This is a genomic window from Pseudarthrobacter sp. lyk4-40-TYG-27, from assembly GCF_030209295.1.
Lineage (GTDB): Bacteria > Actinomycetota > Actinomycetes > Actinomycetales > Micrococcaceae > Arthrobacter.
In genome coordinates this window covers 272,267-286,105 of sequence record NZ_JARVSH010000001.1, presented here as the reverse complement: position 1 = coordinate 286,105, position 13,839 = coordinate 272,267, and the positions used below count along the sequence as shown (strand labels likewise).

At 65.1% G+C, this 13,839-nt stretch carries 12 protein-coding genes; 3 read left to right on the top strand and 9 right to left on the bottom strand.

The genetic code is table 11. The features are described 5' to 3' along the window. Window positions 1–60: 60 nt before the first annotated feature. From QRM96_RS01350 to QRM96_RS01330, 5 genes are all read right to left on the bottom strand, one after another. Window positions 61–462, bottom strand: a complete 402-nt coding sequence (locus QRM96_RS01350; RefSeq protein ID WP_018761374.1) for a cytochrome c oxidase subunit 4 — start codon at window positions 460–462, stop codon at window positions 61–63. Then, on the bottom strand, window positions 459–2,186 hold the full coding sequence (gene ctaD / locus QRM96_RS01345; protein ID WP_018761375.1) for an aa3-type cytochrome oxidase subunit I: 1,728 nt from the start codon (window positions 2,184–2,186) through the stop codon (window positions 459–461). Before ctaD ends, QRM96_RS01350 begins: the two co-directional genes overlap by 4 nt. Before the next feature lie 10 nt (window positions 2,187–2,196). After that, on the bottom strand, window positions 2,197–3,069 hold the full coding sequence (ctaC, locus tag QRM96_RS01340; RefSeq protein WP_285318061.1) for an aa3-type cytochrome oxidase subunit II: 873 nt from the start codon (window positions 3,067–3,069) through the stop codon (window positions 2,197–2,199). Window positions 3,070–3,255: 186 nt separating this feature from the next. Continuing rightward, a complete protein-coding gene (locus QRM96_RS01335) occupies window positions 3,256–3,645 on the bottom strand; it encodes a HesB/IscA family protein (protein WP_133831571.1) in 390 nt (129 codons plus the stop codon). 158 nt (window positions 3,646–3,803) lie between these two features. Then, window positions 3,804–5,243 (bottom strand): dipeptidase, encoded by a 1,440-nt coding sequence (locus QRM96_RS01330; RefSeq protein WP_285318059.1) that lies wholly within the window; start codon window positions 5,241–5,243, stop codon window positions 3,804–3,806. Window positions 5,244–5,336: 93 nt separating this feature from the next. Here QRM96_RS01330 and QRM96_RS01325 point away from each other — a divergent pair, with 93 nt between their 5' ends. Further along, entirely contained in the window at window positions 5,337–5,939 is a 603-nt protein-coding gene (locus QRM96_RS01325) for a DUF3043 domain-containing protein (protein WP_018761379.1), read from the top strand. Window positions 5,940–6,010: 71 nt separating this feature from the next. On the opposite strand, the gene QRM96_RS01320 is transcribed toward QRM96_RS01325, so the two are convergent. Further along, on the bottom strand, window positions 6,011–7,081 hold the full coding sequence (locus QRM96_RS01320; RefSeq protein ID WP_285318058.1) for a quinone-dependent dihydroorotate dehydrogenase: 1,071 nt from the start codon (window positions 7,079–7,081) through the stop codon (window positions 6,011–6,013). Window positions 7,082–7,174: 93 nt separating this feature from the next. Between QRM96_RS01320 and QRM96_RS01315 the strand changes: the two genes are divergently transcribed. After that, complete coding sequence (locus QRM96_RS01315) at window positions 7,175–8,134, top strand: alpha/beta hydrolase (protein ID WP_109044570.1); 960 nt, start codon at window positions 7,175–7,177, stop codon at window positions 8,132–8,134. Here the strand turns inward: QRM96_RS01315 and QRM96_RS01310 are convergent. The 3 genes from QRM96_RS01310 to leuA all read right to left on the bottom strand — a co-directional run bounded on the left by QRM96_RS01310 (window position 8,125) and on the right by leuA (window position 11,553). Next, window positions 8,125–8,973, bottom strand: a complete 849-nt coding sequence (locus tag QRM96_RS01310) for an isoprenyl transferase (RefSeq protein WP_018761382.1) — start codon at window positions 8,971–8,973, stop codon at window positions 8,125–8,127. The genes QRM96_RS01315 and QRM96_RS01310 overlap by 10 nt on opposite strands. A gap of 2 nt (window positions 8,974–8,975) precedes the next feature. Beyond that, window positions 8,976–9,728 (bottom strand): DNA repair protein RecO, encoded by a 753-nt coding sequence (gene recO / locus QRM96_RS01305; protein WP_018761383.1) that lies wholly within the window; start codon window positions 9,726–9,728, stop codon window positions 8,976–8,978. A gap of 85 nt (window positions 9,729–9,813) precedes the next feature. Continuing rightward, window positions 9,814–11,553 (bottom strand): 2-isopropylmalate synthase, encoded by a 1,740-nt coding sequence (gene leuA / locus QRM96_RS01300; protein ID WP_285318055.1) that lies wholly within the window; start codon window positions 11,551–11,553, stop codon window positions 9,814–9,816. Window positions 11,554–11,805: 252 nt separating this feature from the next. Between leuA and QRM96_RS01295 the strand changes: the two genes are divergently transcribed. Further along, window positions 11,806–13,758 (top strand): M13 family metallopeptidase, encoded by a 1,953-nt coding sequence (locus tag QRM96_RS01295; protein WP_285318054.1) that lies wholly within the window; start codon window positions 11,806–11,808, stop codon window positions 13,756–13,758. Window positions 13,759–13,839: the final 81 nt, after the last annotated feature.

The window sequence follows — 13,839 nt, the reverse complement described above, 5'->3', positions numbered from 1 at the left end:
ATGCAAAAACGTCGGGCCCCACCGAAAGGTGGGGCCCGACGTCGTTATTACTGCGGAGGCCTAGTGCGCGTGGTCACCGCGGCTGTATTCGTAGACCCAGCCGACGAGGGCGACGACGGCAATGCCGCCGGCGATGAAGACGATCCAGAAACCGACTGCCATACCGAGGAAACCGGTGGCGCACGCAATCCCGAGAACCAGGGGCCACCAGCTCCAGGGGCTGAAGTGTCCCTGCTCGCCGGCACCCTCGTGGATCTCGGCATCGCTGCGGTCTTCAGGCCGCAGCCCAACCCGCTTACCGGTGAATCCGAGGTAGGCGCCGATCATGCCTGCCAGGCCGCCGACGAGGAGAATGCCCAGGATGCCGACCCATTCGCTCCAGTTGGTCAGGAAGCCGTAGACCAGGGCGACGGGGACGAAGAAGAAGACTCCAGAGCCAAAGATCCAGGATTCAATTTTCACTGTGCGGTGTCCTTCTGGTCAGCGTTGCCGAGCACTGCGGCTGCGGGGGCAGGCGAATCGACGGTGTGTACCTGTCGGAGTTCCGGGTGGTGGAGGTCCAGCGCAGGACGCTCTGAGCGGATCCGGGGCAGGGACGTGAAGTTGTGGCGCGGCGGCGGGCAGGACGTGGCCCACTCCAGCGACGCTCCGAAGCCCCAAGGATCATCCACCTGGACCTTTTCGGCATTCCGCCACGTGATGTAGACGTTCCAGAAGAACGGAATCAGGGAAGCGCCGAGCACGAAGGATGCCACCGTGGAGAACTGGTTCATCCAGGTGAAGTTGTCCTCAGGCAGGTAGTCGGCGTAGCGGCGGGGCATGCCCATGACGCCGAGCCAGTGCTGGATCAGGAAGGTGCCGTGGAAGCCCAGGAACAGCAGCCAGAAGTGGATCTTGCCCAGGCGTTCGTTGAGCATCTTGCCGGTCCACTTGGGCCACCAGAAGTAGAACCCGGCGAACATGGCGAACACGACAGTGCCGAACACCACGTAGTGGAAGTGCGCAACCACGAAGTAGGAGTCCGATACGTGGAAGTCCAGCGGCGGGGAAGCCAGGATGATGCCTGTCAGGCCACCGAAGAGGAACGTGATGAGGAAGCCGATGCTCCACAGCATGGGGGTCTCGAAAGTCAGCGACCCCCGCCACATGGTACCGATCCAGTTGAAGAACTTCACGCCGGTGGGCACCGCGATGAGCATGGTCATGAACGAGAAGAACGGCAGCAGGACTGCGCCGGTGACGTACATGTGGTGGGCCCAGACGGTCACGGAGAGGGCAGCAATGGCGATGGTTGCGTAAACCAGGCCCTTGTAACCGAAGATCGGCTTGCGGCTGAACACAGGGAAGATCTCAGAGACGATACCGAAGAAGGGCAGCGCAATGATGTATACCTCGGGGTGCCCGAAGAACCAGAACAGGTGCTGCCAGAGGACTGCACCGCCGTTCGCGGGATCGAAGATGTGCGCACCGAACTTCCGGTCCGCGCCGAGGGCGAAGAGGGCTGCGGCCAGCGGCGGGAATGCCATGAGCACCAGGATCGCCGTGATCAGGGTGTTCCAGGTGAAGATGGGCATCCGCCACATGGTCATGCCCGGGGCGCGCATGCAGATGATGGTGGTGATGAAGTTGACCGCGCCGAGGATGGTGCCGAAGCCGGACAGTGCCAGGCCGAATACCCACAGGTCACCGCCGATGCCAGGGGTAAACGTGGTGTCCGAGAGCGGCGCGTAGGCGAACCAGCCGAAGGACGCAGCACCCTGGGGGGTGATGAAGCCCGACACCGCGATGGTGGAGCCGAAGAGGAAGAACCAGAACGCGAGGGCGTTAAGGCGCGGGAACGCGACGTCGGGGGCGCCGATCTGCAGCGGCATGATCACGTTGGCGAATCCGGCAAAGAGCGGGGTGGCGAACATCAGGAGCATGACCGTGCCGTGCATGGTGAACAGCTGGTTGTACTGTTCCTTGGTCTGCAGAATCTGCATGCCGGGTTCGAAGAGCTCGGCGCGGATCAGCAGGGCCATCACGCCGCCGAGGCAGAAGAACACAAACGATGCGATCAGGTACATGTACCCGATGGTTTTGTGGTCTGTGGAGGTGATCCAGTTGACGACGATGCGTCCCTTGGATTTTGGTACCACGGGCGCCGACAGGGCTCCCGCGGGTGCGGATTGGGTGTACGTAGCCACGTCGCTCCCCTTACTTGGTTTCGTTCAGGTTCGGGTTGCGGTCGTACTCAGCACCAAGCAGGCCGGTGTTGCCTTCAGCCTTGAGCTGGTCCATGTGTGCCTGGAATTCGGTTTCCGACACCACCTTGACGCGGAACAGCATTTCGGAGTGGTACTCGCCGCAGAGTTCGGCACACTTGCCGTCGTAGGTGCCCTCTTTAGTGGGGGTGAACCGGATGTAGTTGGTCTTGCCGGGGATCATGTCGCGCTTCTGCAGGAAGGCGGGAACCCAGAACGAGTGGATGACATCGCGGGAATTGAGTTCGAGGTCAACGGACTTGTTGACCGGCAGGTACAGCGTCGGAAGCTGTTCCATGTCGATGTTGCTGCCGGTCAGGTGGGCCTGGACACCGGCCTCGTGGAGGTCTTCCTGGATGACGTCGCCGGACTTGTAGTTGAAGTCCCACGCCCACTGCTTGCCGCGGACGTCGACGACGACGTCGGCAGGCTGCGAACGGTCATCGATCGCCTGCTGGTCACGGTCGGTGAAGTAGAAGAACACCAGGACCATGAAGATCGGGATAGTGAGGTAGAAGACCTCGAGGGGAAGGTTGAAGCTGGTCTGCCGCGGGAAGCCCACGGTTCCCTTGCGGCGGCGGTAGGCCACCAGGCACCAGATGATCAGGCCCCAGGTAATGGTGCCCACCACGAGCGCAGCAATCCATGAGTTGACCCAGAGGTCCATGATGCGGTCGGTGTTGCTGGTGGTGCCACGTTCAGTGGGCATCCACCCTTTCTCTACCTCTGGCGAACATCCGGTCAAAACCAACGCGCCGGCAATAGCCAAGCTTGAGATCGTTGTGATCGTTTTGCGTCGGCTGCCGGTTCGGTTCTGCGAACTCACAGACGGCCCTTCCTACTTGTTGCTGTTGTCCGGGCTGCCATGGGCGCTCCGGGCACACTAAAAGTTTTACTACTCGGTGTAGAGCTTACCGCTCTGCCGGGCGTTTCGCCCACATGTCAGCGCCGAGCCTCCGTGCCGTTTTGGACGGCGGGAAGCTCGGCGCGGACATCGGGCGAAATAACCGGGTTAGTGGAACGAATCACCGCAGGCGCAGGAGCCTCCGGCGTTCGGGTTGTCGATGGTGAAGCCCTGCTTCGAGATGGTGTCCTCGAAGTCGATGCTGGCCCCGCTGAGGTACGGAACGCTCATCTTGTCCACGACGACCTCAACTCCGTCGAAGTCACGGACGGCGTCGCCGTCGAGGAGCCGCTCGTCGAAGTAGAGCTGGTAGATCAGCCCCGAGCAGCCGCCGGGCTGCACAGCCACGCGGAGCCGCAGGTCCGTGCGGCCTTCCTGCTCGAGGAGGCTGCGTACCTTGCCTGCAGCGACGTCGGTCAGGTCAACCTCGTGAACGGGCAGTTCTTCACTGGCCGCAGCGGTGGTCGCGGTGCTGTTTTCGTTGGTTGCGGTGCTCATTGGCCTACCTTCTTAGGACGGTCTGGCGGCGCCGCCTGACGGCGCCTGCCCCTACGGATACGGTATGGGCTATAGCTACATGCTACGCGCGGCAGTCCTGTAGCTCTAACTCCTGACGTAACCGTCAAAACCTGCCGGTTGTTCCCTGGGAGCGCCGCCTAGGCGAGGCCTTCGCTGTTGAGCCGGGCCAGCATCAAGGCTTCAGCCAGGACGGCGTTGCGGAAGTCCCCGATGTGCAGGGATTCGTTGGCGCTGTGGGCGCGGGAATCAGGGTCCTCCACACCCGTCACCAGGATCTGCACGTCGGGGTAGACCTCCGTCAGGTCGGCGATGAACGGGATGGAACCGCCTATCCCGGTTTCGACGGCGGGAACTCCCCAGGCCTCGCCCAGGGCCCACATGGCCAGCGAAGCGGCGGCCGAAGAGGTGTCGGTGCGGAATGGATTCCCGGCCTCCCCCGGCGTGAAGACCACCTTCGCGCCGAAGGGGGCGTTCGCTTCCACGTGGCGGCGCACCGCTTCCATGGCCTCCGCCGGCGCCTGCCCCGGCGCCAGCCGGAGGCTGAACTTGGCCCGTGCCCGCGGAATCAGGGTGTTCGAGGCAACATCGACGCCGGGCGCGTCGAACCCGATGATTGACAACGCGGGTTTGGTCCACAGCCGTGAGGCGATGCTTCCGGTGCCGGCGAGGCGCACTCCGTCCAGGACCGACGCATCGGCGCGGTAGTCGGCCACGGGCATCTCGACGGACGCTGTGTCGGTGGCGACCAGCCCCTCGATGGCGACGTTCCCGTCGTCGTCGTGAAGGGTGGCGATCAGGCGGGACAGCAGGGTCGGTGCGTCGAGGACGGGGCCGCCGAACATGCCCGAATGCACGGCATGTTCGAGGACCTGGACCTCGATGACGCCGTCGACCAGTCCGCGGAGGCTGGTGGTCAACGCCGGTATCCCGACTTTCCAGTTGCTGGAATCCGCAACAACGATGACGTCCGCACGCAGCAGTTCGCGGTTGGTCTCCAGGAAGGAACGGAACGTTGGCGAGCCGGCTTCCTCCTCGCCTTCGATGAAGAAGGTCACGCCGAGTCCAAGGGAGTCGGAAAAGACCTCGGAGACGGCAGCATAGGCGGCAATGTGCGCCATGATGCCGGCTTTGTCGTCGGCGGCACCGCGCCCGTACAGCCGGCCGTCCTTTTCGACGGCGGTGAATGGCGCGGTCTCCCACAGGGCTTCGTCACCCACAGGCTGGACGTCGTGGTGGGCGTAGAGCAGGATGGTCGGCTTCCCTTCCGCCGCAGGGCGGCGGGCGACCACGGCGGGGCCGCCGGGGGTGCCGTCCTCCTTGTTAACAGTCAGGACCTGTACCTCGGGCAATCCTGCTTCACGGACCAGGGCGGCGACGGCGTCCGCGCTGCGTTCGAGCGGGGTGCGGTCGAAACTGGGCCAGGCAATGCCTGGAATGGCCACCAGATCCTTGAGCCGGGCGAGGGTCTGGTCGAAGGACCGGTCCACCGCCGAACGGAGATCGTCCGTCCAGCCGGCAGCGCCCTGTCCTGATGTATCTGCAGTGGTGTGCGGGCTCGCCGCAGGTGATGAAGTCATGGCCAAAACATTACCCCCGTCACATTGGGCCGCAGGCCGCCTGCAGCCGGGCGGACAGGCGGCGGGCGTGTTCCCGCAAGGTATTCTTGTCAGGTGTTCGGACGTAGAAAAGAAGCGCCCTCGGCGCAGGAAACAGTAGACCAGCAGGCAGCGGAAGCGGCAGCCCGGCAGAACAGCGCGGTGGGCAAGGGTGCCCCGACCCCCACCCGGAAGGCCCAGGAAGCTGCCCGTAAGCGTCCGCTGGTGCCGGAGGACCGCAAGGCGTCCAAGGCCGCCGAACGCCAGGCTGTCCAGGACCAGCGCTTGAAGATGCGCCGCGCGCTGGACACCGGAGATGAGAGGTTCCTCCCGCTGCGGGACAAGGGGCCGCAAAAGCGTTTTGCCCGGGACTTTGTGGATGCGCGCTTCAATCTCGGCGAATACCTGATGTTCGGTGCGCTGCTCTTCGTCCTGGTGTCCTTGGTGGTTCCGGCCTCGAGCGACATGATGGTCTACGTGCTCGGCGCGTTCTGGGTGATGTTCCTGGCCGTCTTCGTTGACGTTTTCATCCTCTCCCGCAAGCTCCGGAAGAACCTGGCCCAGAAGTTTGGTGAGGTGGAACGCGGAACCGTCTGGTACGGCTCCATGCGCTCCCTGCAGTTCCGCAAGCTGCGCCTGCCCAAACCGCAGGTTGGCCGCGGCCAGTACCCGTCCTGACGCGCGGGACCACTTAAACGCAGGAACCCCGGTGGTCAGCCCACCGGGGTTCCTGCGTTTAACGCTGGGGGTCAGCGGTGCCGGCGCTTCGCCAGCTGCCTGTTGATCCGTGCGGCCCAGAACGGTCCTTCGTACAGGAACGCGGTGTATCCCTGCACCAGGGTGGCCCCTGCGTCGAGCCTGTCCTGGACGTCCTGGGCGGACTCCACGCCACCAACTGACACCAAAGCCAGCGCATCATCAGTGGCGTCTTTGAGCCGCTTCAAGACCTCCAGTGAGCGCTGTTTCAGGGGAGCCCCGGACAGTCCGCCGGCTCCGCACTTTTCCACATCGCCGGCCGCCGAGGAAAGCCCCGTACGGGCGATTGTTGTATTGGTGGCGATGATGCCGTCCAATTTCAGGTCCAATGCAAGCCGGGCAACGTCGTCGATGTCCTCATCGCTCAGGTCCGGGGCGATCTTCACCAGCAGCGGTACGTGCCGCCCGGCGGCCCTGTCGGCTTCCTGCCCCACGGCGACCAGGAGCGGGCGGAGCGTTTCCACGTCCTGGAGCAGCCGCAGCCCCGGAGTGTTGGGTGAACTGACGTTGACCACCAGATAGTCGGCGGCGGGGGCCAGGCTGCGTGCGCTGACGAGGTAGTCGTCCACGGCGTCGGCCAGCTCCACCACCTTCGTTTTGCCGATGTTCACACCGATGACGGGACGAACGTCCGGGTACCGGCGCTGAAGCGCTGCGCGCGCGGCCTTGAGCCGGGGCGCGACGGCTGCGGCGCCGTCGTTGTTGAATCCCATCCGGTTGATCACGGCCCTGTCCTGAACCAGGCGGAAAAGCCGGGGCTTCTCATTGCCGGGCTGTGCCTGGCCGGTGATGGTTCCCACCTCCACGTGGCCGAATCCAAGCTCGCTGAGGGCTTCGATGCCAAGCCCTTCCTTATCGAACCCCGCGGCAAGGCCGAAGGGCGAGGGGAAAGTCACGCCAAACGCGGTGGTCCGCAGTGACGGCGCGGGAGCCGTGAGCTTCTGCAGGACCCTTCCCGCGCCTGTGGCATGCGCGAGCCGGATCCCCTTGAATCCAATTTTGTGGGCGCGCTCGGCGTCCATCCATGAAAAGGCCAGCTTGAAGAAAGTGGGATAAACGCGCATGCCTCCAGTTTCCCGTCTCGTGGCGTCCCACACCAAAACGGAGAAGCGCCCTGGCAGGCGGCCGTACCCGCAGCGCCGGATTAGCATGATGGCATGCACTGGCAGCGGGACATCCTGGGCGGGGACTTCGAGTCCTGTTCCTTCGTGGCGACCAGTGCCGACGGCGTGGAGCGGACAGCAACCTTGGTCCGGCTCCGGCCGGCCGGCGATGTGGCCGCTTCGGATGGCCCGCGACGGTCAGTGCTGTTCCTTCACGGGTGGAGCGACTATTTCTTCAACGCAGACCTGGCCTATTTTTGGGCGCGGGCCGGGTACGACTTCTACGCGCTGGACATGCACAACCACGGGCGCAGCCTGCGGCCGGATTTCCCGGGCGGCTATGTTGGCGATCTGGCCGCCTATGACGCGGAAATACAGGAGGCGTGCAGGCTCATCGCCCGTGCCGGCGGGCCCGGGCCCATGGCACTGATGGGCCACTCCACGGGCGGGCTGGTGGCGGCACTCTGGACGAGCCGCCACCCTGGCGCCGTGTCGCAACTGATCCTCAACAGCCCCTGGCTGGAGATGCACGGGAGTGCACTGGTACGCCGCGCCGCGTCAGGCATGGTGGGGCCGGTGGCCCGGTTCCGGCCCCAGGCGGTGCTCCGGCTTCCCCAGCGGGGCCACTACTGGCGCACCATCAGCAGTGCGGCCGACGGCGAGTGGCCGCTTGACGAGCGGTACCGCCCACGCATGGCGTTCCCGGTGCGTGCCGGCTGGCTGAGGGCTGTCCTCGCCGGCCACGCCCGGGTGGCACGGGGACTGGGGATCCAGGTGCCCATCCTGGTGCTGCTGTCCGCGGGAAGCGCCAACGGGCTCCTCTGGTCGGAGGACATGCGGCGGACCGATGCGGTCCTGGATGTGGCAATCATCGGCGCGCGTGCCCTGACCCTGGGCACCACGGTGACCGTGGAACGAATCGACGGCGCGCTGCACGACGTCTTCCTGTCCCCTGAGGCGGTCCGAACCGACGCCTACGCGCGGCTGGCACGCTGGCTGCGGGCTTACGGCTGAGGCCGTTCCGCTTCTGACCCGGCCGGTGCGGCGGCGTCGACAGCCCCACCGTAGCGGCGGTCCCGGCGCGCATATTCTTCGACGGCGGCCCACAGGGTGCGCCGGTCCACGTCCGGCCAGAGCGTGTCCATGAAGACGAACTCGGCGTAGGCGGACTGCCAGAGCAGGAAGTTGGACAGCCTTTGCTCACCCGAACTGCGCAGGAAGAGATCCACGTCCGGCAGGTCCGGCTCGTCGAGGTACTTCTGGATGGTCCGTTCAGTGATGGAACCCGGTTTGAGCCGTCCCGCGGCCACATCCGCGGCTATCGCCGACACCGCGTCCGTGATCTCAGCACGGCCGCCGTAATTAACACACATGGTCAAATTACAGGTGCTGTTGGCCGCCGTGAACTCCTCGGCTTCCTCCAGTTCGCGGATCACGGACCCCCACAGCCGGGGCCGCCGGCCTGCCCAGCGGATCCGCACGCCCCACTCGTCCAGCTGGTTCCGCTGCCTGCGCAGCACATCCTTGTTAAATCCCATCAGGAAGCGGACTTCTTCCGGAGACCTGCGCCAGTTTTCCGTAGAGAATGCGTAAACACTGACGTACTCGATCCCGAGTTCGATGGCACCGGCCATGACGTCAAGGAGGGCCGGCTCCCCCGCCTTGTGCCCTTCGATCCGGGGAAGGCCCCGCTGGTTGGCCCAGCGGCCGTTGCCGTCCATCACGATGGCCACGTGGCGGGGTATGAACTCCGCCGGGATCTTGGGCGCCACCTCGCCTGAAGGATGCGGGTAGGGTGCCGTTACCGGATGGGTCCGCCTGCGGGCTGCATTGTTCTTCTTACCCAGGGCCACTGTCAGGTACGCTCCACGTGTTTGAGGGATTTCAGGACTCGTTCCAAATGCCATTGCAGGTACGCCGCCACCAGGCCCGCCGCTTCCTTGCGGTGCTGGGCCAACGATGCGTCCGCCGTCGTCCAGTCACCGGTCAGCAGGGCAGCGAGCAGGCCGACGGTCTCGGGCGCCGGGGCAGGGGAACCGGGGGGCCGGCACCGGGCACACACCATGCCGCCAAGGGGCGCCGAAAACGCCGAATGCGGCCCCGGCGCGCCGCAGCGGGAACAATCAGTGAAGCTCGGCGCCCATCCGCCAGTGGACAACGCACGCAGGAGGTAGGAGTCCAGAATCAGGCCGGCAGCATGTTCATCCCGGCTCAACGCAGCCAGGGCACCCACGAGCAGGTTGTACTGCGCCGTGCCGGCCTCGCCGTCGACGTCTGTCAGCTTCTCCGCCGTCTCGGTCATGGCGGCGGCCACCGTGTACCGCCCGTAGTCCGCTGCGATGCTGCCGCCGTAGGCACCCTTGGCCACCGCCTGGGTGACGATATCAAGGGTGCGTCCGGATACGAGTTGCAGGTCAGCCACCATGAACGGTTCAAGCCGGGCACCGAACCGGCTGCTGGTGCGGCGTACGCCCTTGGCCACCGCGCGGACCTGCCCGTGGTGCTTCGTCAGGAGCGTGATGATCCGGTCCGCCTCGCCCAGCTTGTGGGTGCGGAGCACCACGGCGTCGTCCCGGTACGCCCGGGAGGCAAAAGACTGTTGGACCACGCTCTATCTTCCCATTCTGCCCGGCCGTAGGTCGCCAGGACGCGGTTGTGCCGCCGGCGGAACCGGCGGCACAACCTCGCAGGCGTCAGGCCTGGGCGTCGCGGATGGCGCGGTTGACGGCCGAAATGACCGCCTTCAGCGACGACATGCTGGTATTGGCGTCGATGCCGACACCCCACAGGACCCGCTCCCCCACTGCGCACTCGACGTACGCGGCGGCCATGGCGTTGCCGCCTTCGGACAAGGCATGTTCGCTGTAGTCCAGCACCCGGACGTCCACGCCGTCGTCGTGCAGGATGCTCAGCAGCGCGGCGATCGGACCGTTGCCGGTACCGGTGCGCCGGACCTGCGCGCCATCAATGGTGAGCGAGGCGTGAAGCGTCATGCCGCCGTCGTCATCTGTTTCCGTCTTGACGGCACCCAGCGAGTAGCGGCCCCACTGCCCGTCCGCCTGGCCGGAGGGCAGGTACTCGTCCTGGAAGATCTGCCAGAGCTGGGCCCCGCTGACCTCCCCGCCGACAGTGTCGGTGCGCCGCTGGATGACGCCGGAGAACTCGATCTGGGCACGGCGCGGCAGGTCCAGGCTGTGCTCGTTCTTGAGCAGGTACGCAACGCCACCCTTGCCGGACTGGGAATTGACCCGGATCACGGCTTCGTAGCTGCGGCCCAGGTCCTTGGGATCCACCGGCAGGTACGGCACCTGCCAGGTGAAGTCGTCCACGGCCTTTCCGGCCGCAGCGGCATCGCGCTCCAGGGCTTCGAAACCCTTCTTGATGGCGTCCTGGTGGGAGCCGGAGAACGCGGTGAACACCAGGTCGCCGCCGTAGGGGGACCGCTCCGGGACGGGCAGCTGGTTGCAGTACTCCACGGTCCGGCGGACGTCGTCAATATTGGAGAAATCGATCATGGGATCGATCCCCTGGACGAACAGGTTCAAGCCCAGCGTCACCAGGTCCACGTTGCCGGTCCGCTCGCCGTTGCCGAAGAGGCAGCCTTCGATGCGGTCGGCACCGGCCATGTATCCCAGCTCCGCGGCGGCGACACCGGTGCCGCGGTCGTTGTGCGGGTGCAGGGACAGGATGATTCCCTCGCGCGGGTGCAGGTGGCGGCTCATCCACTCGATGGAGTCGGCGTAGACGTTGGGCGTTGCCATTTCCACCGTGGCGGGGAGGTTGATGATGACCTGGCGGTCGGCGGACGCCTCGAAAACATCGGCGACGGCGTTGCAGACGCGGACGGCGTACTCGAGTTCCGTGCCGGTGAAAGACTCCGGCGAATACTCGTAGGTCACGTGCGTGTCAGCGAGCGTTTCCTCGTACTTTTTGCAGAGCCGCGCACCCTGCAGGGCGATGTCCAGGATTCCGTCCTCGTCCTGGTTGAACACCACACGTCGCTGCAGGACCGACGTGGAGTTGTACAGGTGCACGATGGCCTGCTTGGCGCCCACCAGGGACTCGTAGGTCCGCTCGATCAGGTGCTCGCGGGCCTGGGTCAGGACCTGGATGGTGACATCGTCAGGAATATGGTTTCCCTCAATGAGCTGGCGGACAAAGTCGAAGTCCGTCTGCGACGCAGACGGGAAACCGACCTCGATTTCCTTGTAGCCCATGCGGACCAGCAGGTCGAACATCTTCATCTTGCGGGCCGGGCTCATGGGATCGATCAGGGCCTGGTTGCCGTCGCGCAGGTCAACGGCGCACCAGCGCGGGGCTTTGGTGATGATCTTGTCCGGCCAGGTGCGGTCCGGCAGTTCAACCTTGATCAGGTCCTGGAAGGGCGTGTACCGGTGGGCAGGCATTCCGGAGGGCTTTTGTGCGTTACGCATGATGTTCGTGGCCTTTTCTATCGATCTTCAGTGAAAGGGTGGCCGGGCAACACAAACTCCGCAGCGAGGGTGGGCCGTGCGCTAGATAGCGTCTGTGGCCTCGCCGCGGCAGCTAAGGAGAAGGAGCTCTGCACGCACACTTTGAGCGTAACACGGGTGCGTAAGATGAAAGGGCACTACCGTCCGTAAAGTCCAGCATGCAGACGCCTCCGTGTTCGCCCGGCAGCGGCGTCGCAGCAAAAAGGAGTTTCAGTGCCCATTTCGGGGATCGATCTGTCCACCATTGATCACACAGTCCGGCCGCAGGATGACCTGTACCAACATGTGAACGGCGCCTGGTTGAAAGCCACCGAGATTCCCGACGACCGGCCCCTGGAAGGTACGTTCACTGCCCTCCGTGACGGGTCCGAGATCGCCGTCCGGGACATTATCGAGGAAGCGGCGGCCAAGGGCGCGGATGCCACGGGCATCGAACGGAAGATCGGCGACCTCTACAACAGCTTCATGGACGAGGCAACTGTTGAGGGCAAAGGCCTGGAACCCATCCGGGCCCGGCTGGCCGAAGTCTTCGCCACGGCGTCAGTCGAAGAGCTCATGGCGCTGGCAGGCCGGCTCTTCCGCGCCGACGTCGGCGGCCTCTTCTACATCTACCCGGCACCGGACGCGGGTAATCCGGACCGGGTCCTGCTCTACACCGGCCAGGGCGGCCTGGGCCTGCCCGACGAGTCCTACTACCGCGAAGAGAAGTTCGCTCCCATTGTCTCGGCATACACCGGACACGTGGGGAAGATGTTCGAACTGGCCGGCGTGGCTGATCCGAATGGTGCGGCTGACCGGGTGGTCCAGCTGGAAACGAAACTCGCCGCCCACCACTGGGACAACGTCACCCTGCGGGATCCGCAGAAGACCTACAACCTGAAAACGGCAGATGAAGCCGCTGCGCTCTTCCCGCTTTTGGGTACCTGGTTTGAGGCAGCCGGGATTGAGCCGGCCAAACGGGCCGAAATCGTGGTGAGCACGCCTGACTTCTTTTCGGGGGCCACCGCGCTCCTGGACGAAGTGCCGCTTTCCACGTGGCAGGAATGGCTGGCGATGCGCGTCGTCAGCGCCGCCGCACCCTACTTGTCCTCGCCGTTCGTGGACGCCAACTTCGCGTTCTACGGCACCACGCTCAGCGGCACCCCGCGGAACAAGGACCGTTGGAAGCGGGGGGTCGCGGTGGTCGAATCCGGTCTGGGCGAGGCCGTGGGCCAGATTTATGTTGCACGGCATTTCCCCGAAACCCACAAGGCCCGGATGCAGACCCTGGTGGCAAACCTGACCGAGGCCTACCGCCGGAGCATCAACGATGTCGCCTGGATGGGTGAGGACACCAAGGCGGAGGCCCTCCGCAAGCTTTCGGCCTTCCGTGCCAAGATCGGCTTCCCGGACGAGTGGATCGACTACTCAGCCGTCGAAATCAAGCCCGATGACCTGCTGGGCAACGTGGAGCGCGCCCACAACGCCGATGTGGACCGGCACCTGGATGAGGTGGGCAAACCCGTGGACCGCAACAAGTGGCTGATGACGCCGCAGACGGTCAACGCCTACTACCACCCGATGATGAACGAAATTGTGTTCCCGGCAGCCATCCTGCAGCCGCCCTTCTTCACGGCGGACGCCGACGACGCCGTCAACTATGGCGGCATTGGTGCGGTGATCGGGCACGAGATCGGCCACGGTTTCGATGACCAGGGTTCCCAGTTCGACGGCGGCGGGGCGCTCCGCAACTGGTGGACGGACGAGGACCGTCAGGCATTCGAGGCCCTGACGGCCCGGCTCGTGGCGCAGTATGACGCCCTGTCCCCCACCGCGGCACCCGGCCACCACGTCAACGGCAGGCTCACGCTGGGCGAGAACATCGGCGACCTGGCAGGGCTCACCATCGCCTACAAGGCTTACCTGATCAGCCTGGACGGTAAGGAACCCGAGGTCCTGGACGGCTTCACCGGGCAACAGCGCTTCTTCGCCTCCTGGGCCGCGGGCTGGCGCCAGGTCATCCGCCAGGAGGAAGCCGTCCGTCGCCTGGCCACGGACCCGCATTCCCCGAACGAATTCCGCACCAACGCGATCGCCAAGAACCTTGACGCATTCCATGAGGCATTCGACGTGACGGAGGCTGATGGCATGTGGATGCCCGCCGCTGACCGCGTCAGCATCTGGTAGCGGCCGCGCGGGATTCCGGGCAAACAGCAGGCCCCGCCGGTACCGGCGGGGCCTGCTGTTCGTCTGCGGGAGCCTTCGCCT